Source organism: Microcoleus sp., assembly GCF_041354475.1.
Lineage (GTDB): Bacteria > Cyanobacteriota > Cyanobacteriia > Cyanobacteriales > Microcoleaceae > Microcoleus.
The window spans coordinates 67,276-85,307 of record NZ_JBGJZU010000001.1 but is presented as its reverse complement, the minus strand read 5'-3'; the positions used below and the strand labels follow the sequence as shown (position 1 = coordinate 85,307).

Sequence of the window (18,032 nt, the reverse complement as noted above, 5' to 3'; positions counted from 1 at the left end):
CCTACTGTTGGCTAATCAATAAAGAGTAGTATCTTTAGAGTAAGAAACTACTAAGCGTGCGATCGACCGTCCAGTCAAATTCTAGGATACAGAAGGCTCAATGCGAGCATAAAAGATGCCACGGATTTTTACATCCAAAGCAGGTCTAGCTCCCAAATCTGTATCAGAAGGCTGTATGCTTTCAAAAATACCGCCAACTTCTCCGGTGGTGTTGTCTACTTTAGCAACTTGGAGAGAAATTTTACCCGCCTTGGTGCTGGTATCAGCTAACTTAACATTAGCCCGCACACGCTTGGAATTGTCAGAAGCAGGAAGGGCTACAGCATTGTCATAGCCAGTAGCAACGCCACGACCTTTAGGGTCTAAAAAGCCAGCGCTGCGGTAAGAAGGAACGTTGAAAGTCCCTTGCAAATCTGTGGAAGTATTGATAGCAACTACTCCGGGGTCGGAACTAGCAACTAACTCTTTAATGGTGAACAAGAAAGGTACTTGTTCTCCACCGGGTAACTGAATCGTAATTGCTTGAAAGTCCAAGCCGTCTTCTTCTGTAAAAGTCAGAGTTCCGTCAGTACCAACCTTGAGAGTACCTTGAACTTGGTCAATGCTAGACGTGAACCGTGTCAGCAATTTTCCAGGTACAAATTCTGCCTCTTGGCGTTTATTTGCTGGTTCTTCCTTAACAAAATAAGTGGTGGGCTGCAAACACAAACCAGTGAGCTTATAGGTAGCACCCGCTTCAATGGCGATCGAGCCGCGAGAAGTTTCTGCCAAGCTAGGGCAGTTATTTGCCAATCCAGTACCTCTAATCTGGTCGTAGGTGAGTAACTCCGTAGTCGCCACCGTTGTATCAGGAGCAGAAGAACAAGCAACCAGTGCACTCATGCAAAATGCTAAAAGTGCCACAATTAAAGAACGATATTTCATTCCAAACCTCAATATCCAACATCGGATTATATTAAGAAAAAACCCTACTTCGAGCAAAATATAATTGCTCGCGAGCAGGCTATGCCAGTCCAACCATCCGAAAGCCCTCACCGGCTTAGACTCAAAAAGTCGAGCGAGTACGGCGAAATTAAGCCATAACTTAGGATTTCTCAAAATCTACGGATCGTAGCACAATACACATGGTACGACGGGTTGTGCTCTTTTCTTGACTTAGACTACAAATTAATATTGCCTAGGTCAACCTACTTAAGTTAGGTTGCTTATGACCCCGAATGGCGATCGCGACTAGCTCGATTAGTCTGCTGATACTCAGGTTGGGCACAAACGCTTTGTAGATTTCAAAGGAAGCAGCGGTATGGACAACGGCAAAGATTTAGAGTCAGGAAAGTTGCAGTCTCAACTGCAATCCCTGACAGAGGCGATTCGGACTTTAGCCGAAAGTTGTCAGGAAGACAGTGTGCTGCTTTTGGCTTTGCTGCGGACACTGGAAAGTTCGCACCGAGAAATTCGGGACGGTTTGTTTCAAGCGTCTTTTCCCGAAAACCGCCAAGCACTGTATAAACTGCTCAGGAATATAGAGGCCAATGGTGGCTGGCCTTACATCCACCGGATGAAACTGCGCGAGCTCTTAGGCTACACGGAAGAACTATCTCTGCTAGAAGATTCTCCAGCCGAGTCTGATGGTGAATCGGCTGAGAATTCGCAAGCTCTTAAATAGTTTTGAGGGTATGAGTTATGAGTTTTAAATTAACTCATAACTCATAACTAGCTCCCGCGATCGCATCTCACCTAAAATCCGAAAGGTGTAGGAGGTACGGGTATCGGACTCGGCAGCATCGAGGGAAATATCGGTGTCTGGCCGGGGGTAGGTGTTGGGCCGATCGAACTAATCGTCAGCAAAGGAGAATCGGGCAGGTTAATTGTCGGGGGAGAAGGAATCCTCGAAGCCGTCGGAGTCGGAGTTGTCGCCGTTGTCGGAGTCGGAGTTGTCGTTGTTGTCGGAGTCGGAGTTGTCGCTGTTGTCGGAGTCGGAGTTGTCGCCGTTGTCGGAGTCGGAGTTGTCGTTGTTGTCGGAGTCGGAGTTGTCGCCGTTGTCGTTGTTGTCGGAGTCGGAGTTGTCGCCGTTGTCGGAGTCGGAGTCGGAGTCGGAGTCGGAGTCGGAGTCGGAGTTGGAGTCGGAGTTGGAGTCGGAGTCGGAGTCGGAGTTGGAGTCGGAGTCGGAGTCGGAGCAGTCGGATCTGTAATTGTAGTGGTAACGGTAGTTGTAACTGTAGTTGTTGTTGGTCTGACAGGAACCGTCCCAGTCACAGATACAAAATCAGTAGCCTCAATTAAACCCGCCGGAGTGTCTGTCAAAATTGCCAACAGTTTCCCGTCCTTCTTTGTCGTAATTACTGTATCCCTCCGGTTTGAACCGTTGCCTTGGGTAATTGCCAAGTCAGTAAAAGATAAATTAGTCGGCAGTCCAAAGAAATCTTCGGCCTCGTTGTAATCAGTAATTAAAGCCAGACTGCCAGGCCCTGCTCCCAGCACAAATATATCACTGCCACTTCCACCAGTCAGGGTATCTGAACCCTCACCTCCGCTCAAACAGTCATTACCCTCTGCCCCAAATAAATTGTCATTGCCAAAACCGCCCAAAAGTGTATCGTCACCCAGGCCACCAGCCAAGGAATCATCCCCAAAACCACCGTCAAGAATATCGCGACCTTTGCCACCAAACAGGAAATCATTATCTTCACCTCCCTGTAGCAAATCTTCGCCTTCATCGCCCCGCATGGTATCGGAACCAGTGCCGCCAACGACTGTATCGTTACCCTTGCCGCCAAATATCTGGTCATTACCACCGTCTCCGTAGAGCGAATCGGTACCGGCACCACCGTATAAAGTGTCGTTGCCATCTTCACCTCTGAAGTAGTCCTTGCCATCACCGCCAAATAATTGATCGCTACCACTACCGCCGTTGAGAGAATCATCGCCGGCATCTCCGTAGAGAAAGTCGTCATCACCATTCCCAAATACCGAATCGTCGCCATCACCGCCGGTGAGAGTGTCGTTGCCAGTACCGCCAGCAATCACATCCAAGCCTGCGTTGCCACGAACTAAGTCGTCGCCAGCGTCTCCAAACACGGTGTCGCTACCGTCGTTGCCATCGAGGATGTCGTTGCCCAAACCGCCGCGAATGGAGTCATCGCCGTTGCCACCGCTGACGGTATCACGGCCTTGGCTGCCAATGAGTTCATCGTTTCCTTCACCACCAAACAGCGAATCGGCTCCATCGCCTCCAATGATTTGGTCGTTGCCACTATCGCCCTCTAGGGTGTCATCTCCTGCGGCACCCAAGAGCGTGTCATCGCCATCTAAGCCACGAATGCGATCGCCTTGGGGAGTTCCGAGCAGAAAATCATTGCTGTCTGTGCCGATTAGGTTTGCCATAGGGGATACACTGCTCCTCAATCAAATAATTTGTTGTGAACAAACCTGACGGTCAACTGAGTACAGTTAGACCGCAGGCTTCTTTTTCCTTTTTTGCAAAGGCTTTTTTGAGTGACGGAGTTCCCCCGCCACTTTCTTAAATTAGGTCGATCGCCTTTAACACCAAGCATTATCGCTTGCCTACGTTAGCATAGATAATTTTTGCCATTGTCGGGAAGTGCGATCGGCAAATACCCAAATCCTCAACTTCCCAGAAGTTGTCTGGGCCCTAAAAGAACATTAGACCTCTAGCAAAAACACTGTTTGTTAAGGGCTAGTTAGATGCCTCACCCCTACCCCCCACAATAATTATGGGATATGTCCATTCAAAACGGAATTTCCTCATCTTCATCTTCCACCGTCTTAGCCCTCATGCGCCAACTGGTAATATACTCAATTTGCACATCAATTTGATTAATAGCTTCCCCTAACCGTTTTTGGATATATTGAGTCAGCGTCACCCTAAAGTCCAACTCAATTCCCACAGATTGTACCAGTCTTGCCAAACTCGCAAAATCTACTTTCATCAAACAAGAACTCGACAGCTTAAAATGAGGAGTGTTTCCCTTGTTTTGCGCCATCATTGCTTTTTTAACACGCTCTTTTAAATGGTCAACTTCGGAATCCAAGAATTTCCATTCAGGTAAAATTTCCTTGTACCTTTCCCCCAACACTATTAAATCATCACTCACAGGTCGTGGCGCAATTTGATTAGTTGATTTTCTTCGCTGCTGTGCGTTAAAAAGCAACCGCCAACTCTGCACCTCTTCTACTTCCAAAGATGGATGCTCAATCAGTTGCCCTAACTGTCTTTGAATTTCCTTCGTCAGTGTCACCGGAAAATGCAACTCAATCCTCTCAGCTTGTGTCAGATTGGCCAGCGTCATAAAATCTACTTTCATCGCGATCGAACTGGATAGCTCAAAATAAGCACTGTCTTTCAGTTTTTGGGCCACCATCCCAGTTTTAATTCGTTCTTTCACCTCAGCAAATTCTGAATCTAGCGGTTTCCACCGAGCTTCTATATTCTGATATTTCTCCCCCAATGCAGTCAAGTTTTCACTGGCTGGATCTGGATAAGATTTGTGAAATATTTCTAGCAGGTGGCAATGGACTCTCGCTAAATACACCACATCCATCTTGGCATATTCTACCTGCTTTTCTGTCAGGGGACGCTTTCCCCAATCACTCCCCTGTTCTGTTTTATCTACATAATTAATATTACAAATTTTTTCTATTAAAGTCTTCAATTTGCGATCGGGCAATGGTAGAATATAATAAGGAATTTTTCTCGCCATATTTAAGGTGCAAGTGATATTTTGGGCATCATCATTTCCCAAAAATCTGATGTCATAGTTAGCATTGTGCATCACTTTTTCAATATTGGGATTGACCATGATTTTGTCTATGAATTCTTTGACTAATTCTGGTCTATCCAAGAGGTCGAGTAGAAAAGTAGCATCGCCAGTCAAGTCTCTGGAGTCAGCTAATACCTGAATCAGAGACAATTTGGGGTTAGACATATAATCTGCTATTTCTGTATCAATCCACAGGATTCTAGATTGGGCAAATTTAGCGATGAGCGCTTTGATGTCGTTAGCTACTGTTAAATAAGGCATTTTTAGAGATTTTAGCTATTAATTTGATGATATGATTATAATATCAAAAAGAGGTCTAATTATTTAGGAGGTGCGATCGTGGTGATTGCTTCAACCAAACCGCCCATTCTTCCAGAACCGACCAAGACTCGTTTCACTCTAGATGAATACCGGGCGATGGAGGAAACTGCTGAAGAACGTCACGAATACTGCAACGGGGAGATTATCACTATCTCAGGAGGTTCAGAAGTCCACAGCGCGATCGCTTGTAACTTGTTAATTTATTTGGGATTTTTGCTCAGAGACACAGATTTTCGCTTGTATAACAGTGATTTGCGGGTTTGGATTCCCGAATATCAGCGCGGAACTTACACTGATTTGATGGTAGTGAATGGCGAACCAGAATTCAATGCCGATCGCACGGATGAAATTCTCAACCCTTTACTGATTGTCGAAGTTCTTTCGCCCTCTACGGAAGCTTACGACAGAGTTGAGAAGTTCAGAAAGTATCGCTCTCTTCCCAGTTTTTGTGAATATCTGCTGGTTAGTCAGACTGAACCATATATTGAGCAGTATTACAATTGCGATCGCCCGTCGGGCGATCGCTGGCAATGGCAAGTCTATGATGGGCTCGATCGCGCGATCGTCCTGCACAGCTTAAATATAGAACTTCCGATGTCCGAAGTCTACCGCCGCATTAACTTTTAAGGGCGACTGGTTGAAATTTGAAATGAATGATGTTTAACTAGAAATAGAAGTTTAGGAGAAAGCTATGGTTACTCTAATTCAACACCCAGCGCCAACTCAACTTGAAACACCAGCAGAGGAAAAAGTATGGACTGATGCCGAATTCATGGCACTCAACCGAGATGGACACCGCTACGAAATTGTAAATGGAGAACTAATTGATACGGGAAACAGGAGTGCCAAACACGGTTATGTTGCCGTTATTTTGAGTGCTGCCTTGTTTAACTGCGTATCTACGCAAAAATTAGGCGCTATGTTCGATTCCAGCACCGCTTTCAAAATGAAATCAGGAAATAAGCGATCGCCTGATGTTTCATTCATGGCAAAAGAACGCCTGCAAGGGCTAGATGAACTCCCCGATGGCTTCCTCGAAGGTGCGCCGGATCTTGCCGTAGAGATCCTTTCTCCTAGTAATACAGTCGAAGAAATTCACAATAAACTCGTAGAATATTTTGACAATGGATCGCGTTTAGTTTGGGTGATTAACCCTAAAGAAAAGTATGTTTTGGTGTATCGATCGTCCGAAGAACCCGATCGCCTGCTTAAGTCCATTGACTCCCTAGATGGCGAAGAAATCGTCCCCGGCTTTAGTCTGGCGATTGCCGAGTTATTTCAGAAATTGGGTTTTTAATCAAATATGATATAAGCTAGTTAAAAAAAGTATAGGAATATTTTATGCTAGAGTCCTTTCATATAGACAACTTTAGGCTATTTAAACACCTTGAAGTTAGAAAGCTGGGTCGTGTCAACCTGATAGTTGGCAAGAATAATTCTGGAAAGAGTACATTTCTTGAAGCATTAGAACTCTATACCAGCAATGCTTCCGCTATAGTCCTGCTTGACCTTCTAAAGTCAAGGCAAGAGACTTGGTTTAGTGAAGCTCAGCCACATTCCCAAAATTTTATCAGTAATTCTGTGCGACATCTTTTCCACGGTCATAAATTACCTCCTATTGGAGAACAGTGTTTGCAAGCAAGATACAGATCGAGTTTTACTTGTTGAAGGAGATAATGATTGCCATGTTGTTATGGCTTTATGCAAAGCTCATAATGTTCCTGAGACTTTTGGTATATATCAATGTGGTTCAGATAGTGGAATAATCGCCTGCTTAAGTCCATTTACTCCCTAGCGAGTAATTAGCTAGTAATATAGATCATAATCTCAAAGGTAAAAACCTATGGATACACCACCACTACCACAACCTCAACTCAATCCGACACCAATCACCTTCGATCAGTACGATGCCTACACTCCCGAAAAGCTAGAACTATGGAATGGTTTCTATAACTATGGGGGACAAAATTTAACAGGTTTTCATCTCGCAGTATTGGCAAATATGGGCTTACGGAAAGCTGTTCGCAATGTACCGCTGTCATTATGGCTAGAGGCAATTCAAGAGTTAGCTTTGCAAAATTCTAAACTTAACTTTGATAGTGAAATGGGGGAAGCTATGCTTAACCGATTGAACCGAGGATTGGAAGATTTGCAAAGTGTTATACAGTATTTGGAAGAAGAGAGTTAGTTAAGAGTATTGAATTGCCAATCATATTTTGAATCGTTTTTTAACCAGGGGGCCATTTCATATGTCGTCCGCCCAGAATATGAAGGTGCAAATGATCGACAGTTTGACCACCATCATTCCCATTATTAATCACAACTCGATAGCCATTACTAAGTCCGAGTTGTTCTGCTACCAGTTTGACAGTTAGCAGTAAGTGTCCCATGAGAGCATGATCTCCAGACTCTGCATCGGCTAATTTTGGAATAGGCTTTTTAGGAATTACCAAAATGTGCACCGGTGCTTGGGGATTCACATCTCGGAATGCCAGGGCTAAGTCGTCTTCATAAACGATGTCGGCGGGAATTTCTCGGCTGATGATTTTGCTGAAAATGGTTTCTTTAGTTGTCATGAGTTATGAAAGCAGTTGGTAATTGGCAGTTTGTAATTGACGTACCCTGAGCGAAGTCGAAGGGTCGAAGGGTCAGTTGGCAGTTGTTAGGAGTAAAAGAGAAAAGTTTTTTCTACTGTTCCGAGTTTCTTGCTCCATCATTAATGATAATAGAGAGTGGGGACAAGATAGCCGAACAAGGATAAAAAATAATGCTTGCTAGGGTTTGGAGTGCATCGATTGTTGGAATTGACGCGGTAAAGGTTGGTGTTGAGGCGGATGTGTCGGGAGGGCTACCAAAAATTGTGGTGGTGGGGTTGCCCGATTCTGCGGTCCAAGAAGCTAAGGAAAGAGTTAGGGCGACGCTGAAAAATTCGGGATATGCTTTTCCGATGCGGAGTATTGTGATTAATTTGACTCCGGCGGATTTGCGGAAGGAAGGGCCGAGTTTTGATTTGCCGATCGCCATTGGTATTTTAGCAGCATCGGAACAGGTCAGCGGTGAGCTTTTGGGAGATAATTTGTTTTTAGGAGAACTTTCTTTAGATGGAAGTTTGCGCCCTGTAGCTGGGGTTTTGCCGATCGCCGCTGCTGCTGCCAAAATGGGTATTTCAGGATTGATTGTACCCGCTGGTAATGCACAAGAAGCGGCATTGGTACAGGGAATATCTGTCTATGGTTTTGAGAATATTTTTGCAGTTACTGATTTTTTAAACAATCCTGAAGTTTATTCGCCTGTAGAAGTAAACGGTAGACAAGAGTTAGCAAAAACGCGGATTCCGGGTTTAGATTTAAAAGATGTAAAAGGACAAGTTCACGCGCGGCGGGCTTTGGAAATTGCGGCAGCGGGGGGACACAATTTGATTTTTGTCGGGCCGCCAGGGAGCGGTAAGACTATGTTAGCGAGACGTTTGCCTGGTATTTTGCCGCCGCTGACCTTTGAGGAGGCTTTGGATGTGACTCAAATTCATTCGGTGGCGGGGTTGCTGAAGGATAAGGGTAGTTTGGTGGGCGATCGACCTTTTCGCAGTCCTCACCATTCAGCATCGGGCCCTTCTCTTGTCGGCGGTGGTAGTTTTCCGCGTCCTGGTGAGATTTCTTTAGCACATCGTGGTATCCTTTTTTTGGATGAATTAACTGAGTTTAAAAGAGATGTTTTGGAGTTTTTGCGCCAACCGTTGGAAGATGGTTATGTGACGATTTCTCGAACTAGACAATCGGTGATGTTTCCGGCTCAATTTACTTTAGTTGCGAGTACAAATCCTTGTGCTTGCGGTTATTATGGTGACGCGATTCAACAGTGTACTTGTTCGCCACAAAAGAGGGAGCAATATTGGGCAAAACTTTCTGGACCTTTGATGGATCGGATTGATTTGCAAGTGGCGGTGAATCGTTTGAAGCCGGAGGAGATTACTCGACAGCCGACGGGGGAGGAGTCGGAACCGGTGCGGGTGAGGGTACAGCGCGCAAGGGCGATCGCCACTCACCGTTTTAGGTCAGAATCTAGTTTGCGGTGTAATGCGGAAATGCAAAGCAGCCACATTAACACCTGGTGTCAGTTGGATGATGCTTCTCGAAATTTATTGGAGATGGCGATTCGGAAGTTGGGGCTTTCGGCTAGGGCTAGCGATCGCATTTTGAAGGTGGCTAGAACTATTGCGGATTTGTCGGGGGATGAAAGTTTGAAAACCAATCATGTGGCGGAGGCGGTGCAGTATCGGACGATCGATCGGATGCAGTAAGTGAGCTGATTGCTAGTCAACATCATTTGTTGCTAATTCTTGTTCTAAACGTTGAGCAAATATTTGGAATGATTTGACATCTTCTGATGATATATTACCCTTAACTTCCATGTTTTGAACTCGTAGGATTTCGCCACGGCTATCTTTAGCAGTAATTGTTAGAGTTTGCCCTTTCATCCAGAGTCGATATCGATCTCCTTCATAAGAGCGACCCCCTTCTACTGCTGGAGTTCCCAACACAGTTAATGCTTTTTTAGCAGTTTCGATTAGCAAATCGCAGTATTCGTAGAAACGAACTTTACTAGCAAATTCTGGGACTCTATTATTTTTTTCTAATTTTTCAATAATTTCAGCAACAGTCTGAGGAGGGTTCTTTAGATCCTCAGCCTGCTGCCGAATTACCTCAACTATTGATTCTGGGTCATTATCAAAAAGCTGAGTCAGAAATACATCTGGGTGCTGCACTTCAATCCCATAAGGTTCTAAAGCTTCTGGCGGGAAGTGTTTGAGATTATCAGTGACAATGATTTTAGCGTTTGCTATTATGGCAGCAGCTAAAACATGGCGATCGCCAGGATGATTTGTCATTGCTTCCACCAAACTTGCAGGCACTTCGACCATTGCTTCAGGAAAGGTGTTCTTGATCATTTCCTGAAAACGAGCTGCTTTGAGCTCTGTCATTCTTCCTTTTTTTACCAGATTGCGGGTAACACCATCTAGAATTTCTTGTGAAAAATGAACGATATACAAGTCAGTCTCAGCAGCACGCAGCATGGTATCACATAGAGGCATGGGGAAAATAACACAGGAGTCTACAATAACAGATACAGCTTCCATTCTACTCCTGAGCTATTTCGCATACCCCTTCTTCGTAAAACCCCTCCTCCTGAAGAAATTGGCTGAATTCCTTCATTCCTTGGCGACGCTTCACTTGACGCTGTTCCTTGTAGGTAATTACATCTTGAAAAAGGACGCGCCTATGTTTTCCTACTTCGATATAAGGAATTGCTCCCTCCTTTAATAACTTGACTAAAAAGGGTCGCGATACCTTCAGTATCTCAGCAGCCTCCTGCGTTGTCAGTTCGGGATTATGAAGTTCTACCGAGACAGATTGACCTGATGCCATTCCATGTACAATTTGACGCAGAATGCTGTAAACAGATTCGGGAATCAGTATCTCTTCTCCGTTACTTCCGACTAATTTGGGCTGTGCAGATTCTCTGCTGAGTATTTGCTCTAATTTGTCTATTGATGCTTTTTCGGGTTCTTTAACTAAAACTGACTCTGGCGACGCTTTTTGCCTCGACATAATAAATCTCTCTTTTGATGTGTTTTTCTTGGAGGTAGAAAACCCATTGGCTATAATCAGGAGTTTAAACCCTTGATTTTAGCCACTCACTCTACTGCTCAACACGTTGAGGTTGCCATCAGGTAAAACCTGTGCAGCATGACTGGCAAAGGTTTGTAAGTATTTGTTCGACATGATACTTGGCTTTTCAATTCAATATAACACTACACCTGTTGTAAGTGTAATATCCGCAATAAACGAAATATTCAAAATGTCAATAAAAATAAGTGTACAAATTAGATGCGCGCCAGCTTAGTCCCGGACGCACGGGTGGTCAGGGTTTCGACTTCGCTCAACCACCGGGGGTTTTTTAACGAAAATACTCCGTTAAAACCCTCAGTCTCGGTTAAAAAACCCGGTTTCTTGGTTCGTAGTGCGTCAAAGCATCGATCGCCTTCTGACCATTGGATAACAACTGTATATTTCATGGTTCTGTGTCCTTTGCTTCGATTTGCTTAATTCACCTTGTATAGGGCTTATTCATAAATATTATTCAACAAAATCATAGTAATGGAAAATCACCAAAATTATAAGTTGTCTTCCGCTTTTAAATGAGGAAAAAATGTGAAACCATCCACTAGATAAATCAAGTTCAGTCAAACAAGGCGATCGCACTCGATCGCCTTATCTCAAATCATAAAAATTGCCATTTGTCAATAGCCAGTAGCTATTTTTTTTTCCGTTTAGCCTCATCTAACCGTCTGCGATCGCCCCACTCAACCGCAGTCAAATAGGCAACCCCGCCCGTAACCATCAGCAGCAGTAAAAAGGCGACTACAACCAGAACATTAGCAATAGAAAATTCCACAACCCCTCCGACAAAATTCTACTTCACATTAAACCTCTCCCACAATTACTGTGAAACAGGCCTCAACAGCCTGTTTCAGACAAGCTTTTTAAGAGAAGTCTCTTTTAGATTTTAGATCAACTCAGGTTAATTTCTCCTAAATCCCGTACCGGGGAGCGAAGCTGTGGGATCGGGCATCGAACCTGGGTTAGTTGTTATTTGTGATTAGTGATTATCACCAAAAAATAACAACTAACAGTTAACAGTTAACTAATGACTTCAAATTGCTGGCAACTCTGACAAAATTGTAAACCTCACATGATTAATTGCCAGACTCCCCACAGAAACATTCTCTTTTTTCACAGGAAGACCATCACTCGTCAGACTTTGAAAGCGAATTCCCTTGCCAATTTCGACGTGATACCAAGCTAAACCCATAAAAAAGCGCAAAGGATAAGGCCCTCTTTCTTGGATGTCATCAGGATTTGATTCCATCGGTACCCACCCAAAGCCCGGAATGTAAAACTCTAGCCAAACGTGATTGAAATCTGGTTCCAGTGGCAAACCTTTTCTGTCAGCAAAAGCCGGACACTTGTACCGTCCAATTGTGCGACAAGCAATGCCATTTAACCGGGCTAAAGCCAACAAAACCCCCACGTATTCGCCACAGGAACCAATACCACGGCGCAGCACAATATCCGGTGTGTCGATATGTGGTCTAATTCCGTAAGCAAGTTGGTCATAAACAAAATTACGAATGCTCAGTAATTTTCTGAGAATGTTTGTTTCTGAACCAATAGCAGCCGTTGCAGCCGATCGCACAATCTCCGTATCCATCGCCAAATTATCATTATCCACCAAATACTTAGCTTCAAACTCCGGCGACAGTTTAGGAATCTTTTCCACATCCCTAGGCGACAATTGATACTTAATTGCTCGAACTTCCAACAAAGCCTTCCAGCCAAAAATTCGCCGTTCTCCAGCATGAAGCCGATCGAACTTAAACACAGCTACCCGTTCCCCCTCCTGAATTTCCTCAGTAAAAGGCATCCCGATCGGGGTAATTTGCGTCACCTTTTGCCGATGAGTTTCCGAAGGTAAAGCAATCCGCCACTCCAAATTATCAATTGCTACCTCCTCCAGGGGAGACAGTTCCTCGACATAGGACATTTCCATCAAAAAACCGTTGGAAAGAGCGTAGCCTTCGGCTTGATTGTAGTGAAAATACAAAGGGTGAATAAAAGTGCGATCGCGCTTAGTCAACTGAAAAGGATCTGCCGAATTCGGGTCATCCCGGATGTAAAGTTCATCTCCAGCATAGGCCACATAAAGAACTTCTTCCCCAGTTGCAGCATCCTGATGAAAAGCCAAGCCCGAAGGATTTTCAAAGGGTGTCAAAACACTAAATTTAACATCCCCATTTGCCCGTTCTAAACAGTAAACAGTTTGCTCAGTCTTGTCGCAAACCCAAAGTTCTTCATCCCGCACAGTAATATTTTCTACCCCAATACCAGGAGCATAAAATCGAGTAATCTCGCGCCCTGTATTGCAGTCAAAAACCAGAATATAGCCAAGTCTCTGACAGGTAACATAAAGTGTAGATTGCCACACAGCAATCCCGTCAGCCGGATAAGAAAGGGAAACAAAATGTTCCGGTTTCAGTTCCCCGACTTTTCCATCCCGAATGGCGCCCCGACAGCAACAAATATCCTCATCGCTTGCAAACCAAAGAGTATCTTCCCAGATAGCCAGGCCAGTTGCACCGGCAAACTTAGCTGTTTGACAAGGATTTAAAACGGTAGTGTTGTCAGTTTCTCGATCGATCTCCAATAGTAGCCCTTCTGTCCGATCGACAGCGAACAATCTATTTCCTAAAAACGTAATGCCGTGCAGTGCGTAGACTCCGATGGGTCTGACCATCCGCAGCCGCGAAGGCTGTTGGTCACAGAGAATTGGTGAATCGAGGTTCATGCTAAATATATTGCCGATACTTTACAGAAAACCAAAACAGAAAACTAAATTTGTTACTGGTAGCCAAACTCCGAGAGTCCATCTGCAAAATTGCTGACTTGGAGGAGGCCCAATTGCCATCAAAGCGATCGGACTCTGAGAGTTCCACTCCTGTTTAGTGGTACGGCAGAGTCAGTTAAATTTGGGTTGAGCTCAGATGATGCCTGATATCAGATTTAACTCCCTCAACTCAACCTGTTGTGATGAATTCAACTCAGTATAAATACTAAGCTACCACGGTCGATCGCCACACAGGATTATATATGTGTCAGATCCTCAAAATTAATAGTATCTACCTGAAGATATAAATTAAGTACAACAGATTACTATATCTAGACAAACTTTGGGTAGAATAAAATCATACGATAAAGTTCTAGGTTTATCAGAAGGCTGGTCAATCATGGCTTGGACAAAGTGTCATCTAAATACCGTGGCCCTTTCCTTAATTCTGTCTTTGGAGGCAGTTGCCACCGTTAATTTCTCTCTACCAGCAAAAGCTCTTAACAGTCCCACAAACAGCGTCAGTCGCCCTGACATCCAATATCTACCCTTACAGTGGCAAACAGTTCAATTTTCCTCCCAAACCGGAACAAGACTCAACAGCCAGCCCATAGGAATGACTTGGAATAATTTTCAACCACCCGAACAGGGAGTACCTGGGCGGCGGGAAGGCGGAGGAACACGGGGCTCAAATTGTCCTTCTTCCACCACAGCCTTGATTCCCAAATCAACTATGGGGCGAACCCTTTCACCCAAACCGACTTTTTTCTACTATGTTCCCGTAACTGTGGACAAAAAAGTCGAGTTTGAGTTGGCTGACGAAAAAGACAAAACAATTTACAAAAAAAGTTTTCACATGGTAACTAGCCGTGCTGGTATCGTTAATGTGAGCCTTGCCAAAGACGGCACTTCGCCAGTCTTGGAAGTGGGCAAAAACTATCATTGGTACTTTTCGATCAAATGCAACCCCCAAAACTCTCAAGAGGATGTTCTCGTTTCCGGGTGGATCAACCGTACTGCACTGGCCCCAAGCTTGAAAACCGAGTTGGAGCGATCGTCTGGGCACGATCGTCTCAGCATTTTTACCCAACAAGGTATCTGGTACGAATACCTCGCAACTCTAGCCCAACTGCGGCTCTCCTCTCCCAGCGATGCCCACTTAGCACTCCAGTGGTCAGAAATGTTGAGTTCGGTAGAATTAGGCACAATTTCCCAAGCACCATTAGTCCCAACTAATTTAAATTTTGAAAAGCCAAAATAAACCCAACTTTTTGTTCAAAAGGTGAAACTTGTAGAACTCTCAAATAAGTCCTGACTGTGAGCTGCCAGATTGAAGTCAAATCCGAGCAGTTGCCCAAAATTGGCGCAACGCTATATTCCACTAGAGTCTCCTCCCCAAGCACCTAAAGCCACTGACAAGATTTTAGGTGTAGACTTGGGGGTAAAAACTCAGAACAGATATTTCATTAACGTCTTCTTCAAAGATGGGCTGATGCGATGGGAGCATCCCGATTTTGTATGGGCCATAGCATGACCGCAGACAATTTATTAGTGATAACCAGAGATTTACAGCGGTCATGCTTCGCCCCTACCAATATATTTGCAAAACACAAATGTACCCGGTGCGATCTAGCAGCAAACAAAGTTATTTAACAGCAACAATTAATTATGCGCCGCACTGTCAATATTGTTATGTTTCGGGTTGGGACCTCACTGCTAAGTACAGTCTCGATGATTCCCTCCTATGCCCATCCAGCTAGATCCCAAACTGCCGATATTTCTCAGTTGCCCGCCATATATACCAACTCACAGCATAGGACACAGGCACCAGCTCGCCTAGGAGAAAGCATACAAAATCTCGGTTCTACCATTCAAACAAATGTTGATGATGATATATTGTCCACCACAAACCAGCTAGTAGATAACAGACAAGAATCAATTTCCCTGATTAATGAAACTGCTAGTGATAGTGGGGATTTGATAGCAAAAAAACAGCTAGAGGCTATTGGGAAAATTAATAAAAATGCTGGAAATAGCGCAATTTTGCCCGCCATCAAACCACAGATTGACAATAATTTATCGCCCCAAAATCAGCAAAATTTTAATTTTTTAGCCCAGAATTCACAGACAGAACCCAGAAATCTGCCAGCGCCACCGACAGGGGCAGATCCAAATCGCGATCGCTTTCTGCAACCCACACAGCCACCTTCCCCAGAACCTCCCCCAGCACCGCCACAAATTCAGCCACCATCACCACAGCCACTTCCCCAGCCACTACCTTCGGATCTGATTCAAGTTCAAAAAATTCAAGTAGTTGGGAGTACGATTTTAAACGCCGACGAAATTAAAGCCTTAGTCAATCCGTTAGAGGGGCGTTCTGCCACCCTAGAACAACTCAAACAAGTCGCCGACAAAATTACTGAAATTTACCTGAATCGAGGCTACATCACATCCAGAGCGGTCTTACCGCCCCAAACTATCACCGCAGGGGTAGTCCAGATTCAAGTAATCGAAGGTAAACTCAGCAAAATTGAGGTAGAAGGAACTAAAAGATTGCATCCAGCTTACATCCGCAACCGGATTAGACTCGGTGCCGGAATGCCTTTAAGCACAGCTTCCTTAGAAGACCAACTGCGCCTGCTGCGAGTCGATCCTTTATTTGACAATGTAGAAGCTAGACTGCGGGCGGGTGATAATGAGGGGGAGAGCATTCTCATCGTTCGCGTCTCGGAAGCTAATCCGTTTCAAGCTAGTGTGAGTATTGACAATTACTCGCCTCCGAGCGTCGGTTCTGAAAGATTGGGAGTTAGTTTACGCCACCGGAATATCACCGGAAATGGCGATGAACTGGCGGCAGCTTATTACCGATCGATCGGCGATTCAGACGTATTTGATTTTAGCTACCGCATCCCGCTGAATGCGATGAATGGTACTTTGCAACTGAGGGCTGCACCGAATCGGAATAGTATCGTGCAAGCACCTTTTGACGCTTTTGATATATCGGGAAAATCCCATTTATTTGAAGTTAGTTATCGCCAGCCCTTAGTGCGATCGCCCATCGAAGAATTTGCCTTATCTGGGGGTTTAACTTATCAAACAGGCCGCACTTTCGTGGCGGGGAAACCGACTCCTTTTGGTATGGGCCCGGACTCCAACGGTGTCAGCACTACGACAGCAATTAAACTGGGACAAGACTACGTTCGGCGCGATCCCCAAGGTGCCTGGGCCCTGCGATCGCAATTTACGATCGGCACTAGCTTGCTTGACGCCACCAGCAACGAAGGTTCTGTGCCCGACGGGCAATTTTTGAGTTGGCTAGGTCAAGTGCAGCGCGTACAGCGATTGAACAACCAACATTTATTAATTGTGCAAGCAGACTTGCAGTTATCAGCTAATAGTTTGTTATCTTCCCAGCAATTTGTAATTGGTGGAGGACAATCTTTGCGAGGCTATCACCAAAATGTCCGTTCTGGCGATAATGGCGTTCGATTTTCCATTGAAGATCGGATTACTTTAAAGAGGGATGCTTCGGGTATTCCGAAACTTCAATTAGCACCGTTTTTTGATGCTGGGACAGTGTGGAATGTTCCCAATAATCCTAATAAATTAACCAATCAGACATTTTTAGCTGGTTTGGGTTTGGGTGTACTTTGGGAACCGATACCGCGAGTGAATGTCCGCTTAGAATACGCTTTGCCTTTGGTGAGAATTAGCGATCGCGGAGACAATCTTCAAGATTCAGGGATTTACTTCAATATCATTTATACACCGTGATGGGCAGGGCTGTAACATTGCTATTGTAGAGGCAGCGCATAGTGGCTGCCCCAATCCCTGAAACACATCCAAAATCCTGGATGATATCAATTCCGGTTGTATCGGAATGATTTAACCGCGAAGGCGCGTTCGGCGAAGCCGTTCCCGTAGGGTAGGGCGCGAAGGAAGAGAAGAGAGGATTTTATATGAGGAGGGCCGACAAAGAAAGGCACGGCCCCTGAACAATCATCGTTTGTAGGTTTAACAGAGCGAATTCTGCCTTTAATTTCAATCGCCGACTTCCTCGACAATCGAATTAACAGGTTGAGTTTCCAGCCAGAGTTTGAGTAACAAGAACTCCGCACGATCGCCCAGAACAGTCACAAACACCCCATCAGCGTCCTCAGACTCTGTTCCAATCCATGTACCGCGCAAACTTACTTCTACATATTCAGCATCAGCAACACAAAGGGCGATCGTACCACTGCCGTCGGCGCGGACCTCAGATTCTAGCAAAGACAGCGCTGGTAAATTTGCCGGCAGCAAAAACGCCGCAGTGCTCGGTTCGACGCTAATGCTTTGACCAACTCGCATAGCCAGCACAACTCGCAGCGCCACCAACTGTTCGGGAGATTGAGCCAAACGCTCTAGGTTAAAGCCCGTTTCAGTGTAAGTCAACTTCAGCATATTGACAGCCTTAAAATTTGGAATTGAAAATTTGAAATCGGGAATCGGGAA

The 18,032-nt window shown here is 44.9% G+C and carries 18 protein-coding genes; 9 read left to right on the top strand and 9 right to left on the bottom strand.

All coding sequences use genetic code 11. The features are described 5' to 3' along the window. Positions 1–81 precede the first annotated feature (81 nt). Positions 82–924, bottom strand: a complete 843-nt coding sequence (locus ACBR23_RS00295) for a photosystem II manganese-stabilizing polypeptide (protein ID WP_341735791.1) — start codon at positions 922–924, stop codon at positions 82–84. 376 nt (positions 925–1,300) lie between these two features. Between ACBR23_RS00295 and ACBR23_RS00290 the strand changes: the two genes are divergently transcribed. Beyond that, complete coding sequence (locus ACBR23_RS00290) at positions 1,301–1,663, top strand: hypothetical protein (RefSeq protein ID WP_341735790.1); 363 nt, start codon at positions 1,301–1,303, stop codon at positions 1,661–1,663. Positions 1,664–1,734: 71 nt separating this feature from the next. Here the strand turns inward: ACBR23_RS00290 and ACBR23_RS00285 are convergent, their stop codons facing one another. Further along, complete coding sequence (locus ACBR23_RS00285) at positions 1,735–3,381, bottom strand: calcium-binding protein (protein WP_371120841.1); 1,647 nt, start codon at positions 3,379–3,381, stop codon at positions 1,735–1,737. A gap of 365 nt (positions 3,382–3,746) precedes the next feature. Continuing rightward, positions 3,747–5,039 carry a ribonuclease D gene (locus tag ACBR23_RS00280; protein WP_371118318.1) on the bottom strand — a complete coding sequence of 431 codons (1,293 nt, stop codon included), beginning with the start codon at positions 5,037–5,039 and terminating at the stop codon, positions 3,747–3,749. 78 nt (positions 5,040–5,117) lie between these two features. Here ACBR23_RS00280 and ACBR23_RS00275 point away from each other — a divergent pair, with 78 nt between their 5' ends. The 5 genes from ACBR23_RS00275 (at position 5,118) to ACBR23_RS00255 (ending at position 7,287) form a co-directional block, all read left to right on the top strand. After that, positions 5,118–5,726: a Uma2 family endonuclease gene (locus ACBR23_RS00275; protein WP_371118317.1), complete on the top strand. Its 609-nt coding sequence runs from the start codon at positions 5,118–5,120 to the stop codon at positions 5,724–5,726. 64 nt (positions 5,727–5,790) lie between these two features. Continuing rightward, positions 5,791–6,396 (top strand): Uma2 family endonuclease, encoded by a 606-nt coding sequence (locus tag ACBR23_RS00270; RefSeq protein ID WP_371115782.1) that lies wholly within the window; start codon positions 5,791–5,793, stop codon positions 6,394–6,396. 44 nt (positions 6,397–6,440) lie between these two features. Further along, entirely contained in the window at positions 6,441–6,767 is a 327-nt protein-coding gene (locus tag ACBR23_RS00265; RefSeq protein WP_371118316.1) for an ATP/GTP-binding protein, read from the top strand. Continuing rightward, positions 6,718–6,894 carry a DUF3226 domain-containing protein gene (locus tag ACBR23_RS00260; protein ID WP_371118315.1) on the top strand — a complete coding sequence of 59 codons (177 nt, stop codon included), beginning with the start codon at positions 6,718–6,720 and terminating at the stop codon, positions 6,892–6,894. Before ACBR23_RS00265 ends, ACBR23_RS00260 begins: the two co-directional genes overlap by 50 nt. A 48-nt stretch (positions 6,895–6,942) precedes the next feature. Beyond that, positions 6,943–7,287 (top strand): hypothetical protein, encoded by a 345-nt coding sequence (locus ACBR23_RS00255; protein WP_371118314.1) that lies wholly within the window; start codon positions 6,943–6,945, stop codon positions 7,285–7,287. A gap of 40 nt (positions 7,288–7,327) precedes the next feature. Here the strand turns inward: ACBR23_RS00255 and ACBR23_RS00250 are convergent, their stop codons facing one another. Next, positions 7,328–7,675 (bottom strand): histidine triad nucleotide-binding protein, encoded by a 348-nt coding sequence (locus ACBR23_RS00250; RefSeq protein ID WP_341735785.1) that lies wholly within the window; start codon positions 7,673–7,675, stop codon positions 7,328–7,330. Positions 7,676–7,866: 191 nt separating this feature from the next. Here ACBR23_RS00250 and ACBR23_RS00245 point away from each other — a divergent pair, with 191 nt between their 5' ends. Then, the gene (locus ACBR23_RS00245) at positions 7,867–9,396 is read left to right on the top strand and encodes a YifB family Mg chelatase-like AAA ATPase (protein WP_341735784.1); all 1,530 of its coding nucleotides are present in this window, start codon (positions 7,867–7,869) and stop codon (positions 9,394–9,396) included. A gap of 12 nt (positions 9,397–9,408) precedes the next feature. Here the strand turns inward: ACBR23_RS00245 and ACBR23_RS00240 are convergent, their stop codons facing one another. The 4 genes from ACBR23_RS00240 to ACBR23_RS00225 all read right to left on the bottom strand — a co-directional run bounded on the left by ACBR23_RS00240 (position 9,409) and on the right by ACBR23_RS00225 (position 13,502). After that, positions 9,409–10,233: a hypothetical protein gene (locus ACBR23_RS00240; protein ID WP_371115778.1), complete on the bottom strand. Its 825-nt coding sequence runs from the start codon at positions 10,231–10,233 to the stop codon at positions 9,409–9,411. 1 nt (position 10,234) lies between these two features. Then, entirely contained in the window at positions 10,235–10,705 is a 471-nt protein-coding gene (locus ACBR23_RS00235) for a helix-turn-helix domain-containing protein (protein WP_371115777.1), read from the bottom strand. 706 nt (positions 10,706–11,411) lie between these two features. Next, the gene (locus ACBR23_RS00230; RefSeq protein ID WP_341735781.1) at positions 11,412–11,552 is read right to left on the bottom strand and encodes a hypothetical protein; all 141 of its coding nucleotides are present in this window, start codon (positions 11,550–11,552) and stop codon (positions 11,412–11,414) included. A gap of 258 nt (positions 11,553–11,810) precedes the next feature. After that, positions 11,811–13,502: a transglutaminase domain-containing protein gene (locus ACBR23_RS00225; RefSeq protein WP_371115776.1), complete on the bottom strand. Its 1,692-nt coding sequence runs from the start codon at positions 13,500–13,502 to the stop codon at positions 11,811–11,813. Between the two features lie 439 nt (positions 13,503–13,941). Here ACBR23_RS00225 and ACBR23_RS00220 point away from each other — a divergent pair, with 439 nt between their 5' ends. Together ACBR23_RS00220 and ACBR23_RS00215 are read left to right on the top strand one after the other, a co-directional pair. Continuing rightward, the gene (locus ACBR23_RS00220; protein WP_371115775.1) at positions 13,942–14,802 is read left to right on the top strand and encodes a DUF928 domain-containing protein; all 861 of its coding nucleotides are present in this window, start codon (positions 13,942–13,944) and stop codon (positions 14,800–14,802) included. Between the two features lie 470 nt (positions 14,803–15,272). Next, complete coding sequence (locus ACBR23_RS00215; protein ID WP_371115774.1) at positions 15,273–17,315, top strand: ShlB/FhaC/HecB family hemolysin secretion/activation protein; 2,043 nt, start codon at positions 15,273–15,275, stop codon at positions 17,313–17,315. 267 nt (positions 17,316–17,582) lie between these two features. On the opposite strand, the gene ACBR23_RS00210 is transcribed toward ACBR23_RS00215, so the two are convergent. Beyond that, complete coding sequence (locus ACBR23_RS00210; protein ID WP_340519884.1) at positions 17,583–17,981, bottom strand: alr0857 family protein; 399 nt, start codon at positions 17,979–17,981, stop codon at positions 17,583–17,585. Positions 17,982–18,032: the final 51 nt, after the last annotated feature.